This is a genomic window from Mycobacterium sp. (genome assembly GCF_019247615.1).
Lineage (GTDB): Bacteria > Actinomycetota > Actinomycetes > Mycobacteriales > Mycobacteriaceae > Mycobacterium.
Map to the genome: position 1 here is coordinate 1 of NZ_JAFBAT010000033.1, position 2,594 is coordinate 2,594.

A 2,594-nucleotide genomic window follows, 5' to 3' on the forward strand; every position below is an offset into this window, starting at 1 on the left:
CACGGCGATCAACAGCACAACGCCCGGCACATAGTCGAGGGGCCGGGTGCTGGTGAACGCCGTTTCGGCAGCTGTTTCGTCGGGTTCGACGCGAACCGTGCTGATGCCGGTCACCAGGGAACCTTCGGGAGCACGTCAGCGACCGCCAGCGCGACAATAACCCCAGCGACCAGGGTCGCCCACCAATCGTCACTGACTCGCTCCAGCCAACCACGCCACTGCGGTGTACCTTGATCTGCCACGACACAATGATGGCGTGACCGACGCCGGCGGACCAAGTGATCGGCTCGCGGTGAATTTAGTCGAGTGCCGTCGGCGCAGCCCTATCGGCTCGGCATGGAGTCGGCGGCGTGCTGGTCGAAGTTTGTCTGGTCGGCGGGCGCTTCGCAGCAGCAGGGCTGCCCGCCGTCGTGCGACCATCGCCACAACATGGTCCCGCGCTTGCGCATGAGGTGCTGCACGTAAACCTTGTCGCGCTGCTCCCGGGAAAACGCCAAGTCCAGGTTGATGGGCAAACCCGCCCATTTCACCTGACCCGACGCAGACGCTTGGTCATCATTTGCGCCATCATTCACCGGGCGACCGTGCACCGGGCATACGGTCTTCGTGAATCCGTCGAATTCCTTGCCCTCGCGAGCCACCTACGTCACTCCTTCAGGTGCGCGACCTAACGAATGAATGGTGCGACGGAGATGTTTCAGCGGATGATGCGCTACGTTTCCGCCGCATTACGGCTCGCGACAAGGGCTGGCGACGGCTCAGTAGACGTCGCGGTGATAGCGCTTGTCGTCGCTCAGTGACTGGATGTACGCCCGCGCCCCATCGCGGTCGAGGTTGCCGTGTTCGGCGGCGATATCGCAGAGCGCCCGGTCGACATCCTTCGCCATGGGATCGGCGTTGCCGCAGACATACACGTGTGCGCCGTCCTGCAGCCAGCGCCACAGCTCGGGCCCACGCTTGCGCATCAGGTGCTGCACGTACACCTTGTCCGGCTGGTCCCGGGAGAACGCCAGATCCAGCTCGGTGAGCAACCCGTCGGCATGCATCTGCTCGATCTCGTCGCGGTAGTAATAATCGCTCGCGGCGTGCTGTTCGCCGAAGAACAGCCAATTTGGGCCCGGGTGGCCGAGGGCCCGACGTTCCTGCAGAAACCCGCGGAATGGTGCGATCCCGGTCCCCGGACCGATCATGATCATCGGCGTGTCCGGATCGCTGGGCGGGCGGAAATTGCTCGACGGCTGAAGATACACGGCGACGCGATCGCCGGGGGAGCGGTCGGCAAGGTAGGTCGAGCACACCCCGCGGCGCGCGACGCCCCGGAAGTCGTAGCGCACCGGCGAGACCGTCAGGTGAACTTCCGCCGGACACACTTTGGGGCTGGACGAGATCGAGTACAGCCGCGGCCGAAGGCGTTTGAGGACCCTCAGCCACTCGTGTGCCGACGCGGAGACCGGCAACTGCGCCAGGAGGTCGATGGATTGGCGGCCCCAAGCCCAATCGCGCAGCGCCGCTTTGCTTTCGGGCTTCAGTAGCTCGGCCAGTTTCGCGTCGCCGGTGCGCTCCTGCACAAAACGCACCAGATCCCGGCTGATGTGGGCGATCTCTATTCGCTCGGTGAGCGCCGAGCGCAGCGACATCAGACCATGCTCGCCCACTTCGACGGGGGTCTGCCCGTCCAGTCCGGTGACGGCCAGCCATTCGTCGACCAGCCGGTCGCTGTTGCGCGGCCACACCCCGAGCGCGTCCCCCGCCGCGTAGCTGATCGTGCCTTCTGGCAATCGAAACACCAACTGCCGCACGTCTTTCGCGGATTGCGGACGCCCCAGCTTGATGTTGCGGGCCATGTCGGTGATCAGGGGTTGTTTCTTGGTGTACCCGATCGCCGGGGACCCGATGGTCGGCCGAGCCGTGGCGGGCACCGCGTATGCCGCCGCCGCCCCACCGCCGGCAGCGCGAACCGGTGCCGGCTTGCGGGGCAGCGCCTGGATGACCGCGGCCAGCCACTCCGCCGCGGGGCCTTCGTAGTCCGGTTCGCAGTCCACGCGGTGGAGCATCCGGGCGGCCCCCAGCTCGGCGAGGCGCTCGTCGAGTTTGCGCCCGTGACCGCAGAAGTCGCCGTAGTTGGAGTCGCCCAGCGCGAGAACGGCGTACCGGGTGTCGGCGAGTCTTGGTGAGCTGTCGGAATTCAGCGTCCGCCACAGGCCGGCGCCGTTGTCCGGTGGTTCGCCGTCGCCGGTGGTGCTGGTGATCAGCAGCAGTTCGCGCGTCGCCGGAAGCTGCGCCACCGGGAAGTCGTCCATGCTGTGCAGCGCCACCGGCAGGTCGGCCCCGCGCAATTGTGCGGCGATATGGCCGGCGAGCTCCTCCGCGTTACCGGTCTGGGAGGCCCAGAGAACAACGATCGGCGGTCGCTCTGGTACCGGCGGACCCCCTGCGCCCGTTAGTCTCTCGACGGTGGGCTGGGGTGGTGCGGTTGCCTCGGTGCGCGCAAACAGCCCGGCGAGCAGGCCGTCGACCCATAGCCGCGTGTTGGTGTCGAATGGGGCGCTTTGGGGCAGCGTCGGCACCCCGGCGGTGCGGCGGCCGGCTTCCGA

The 2,594-nt window shown here is 66.9% G+C and carries 2 protein-coding genes and 1 pseudogene; all 3 read right to left on the bottom strand.

Going from position 1 to position 2,594, the window contains the following annotated elements; genetic code table 11:
- Positions 1-117 (bottom strand): annotated as a pseudogene (locus JO059_RS02320) (putative sulfate exporter family transporter); the annotation flags it as partial.
- Positions 118-323: 206 nt separating this feature from the next.
- Positions 324-590: a hypothetical protein gene (locus JO059_RS02325; RefSeq protein ID WP_366516141.1), complete on the bottom strand. Its 267-nt coding sequence runs from the start codon at positions 588-590 to the stop codon at positions 324-326.
- Positions 591-758: 168 nt separating this feature from the next.
- Positions 759-2,594, bottom strand: a 1,836-nt coding sequence (locus JO059_RS02330; protein WP_293314474.1) for a flavodoxin domain-containing protein, incomplete at its 5' end; no start/stop codon positions are given.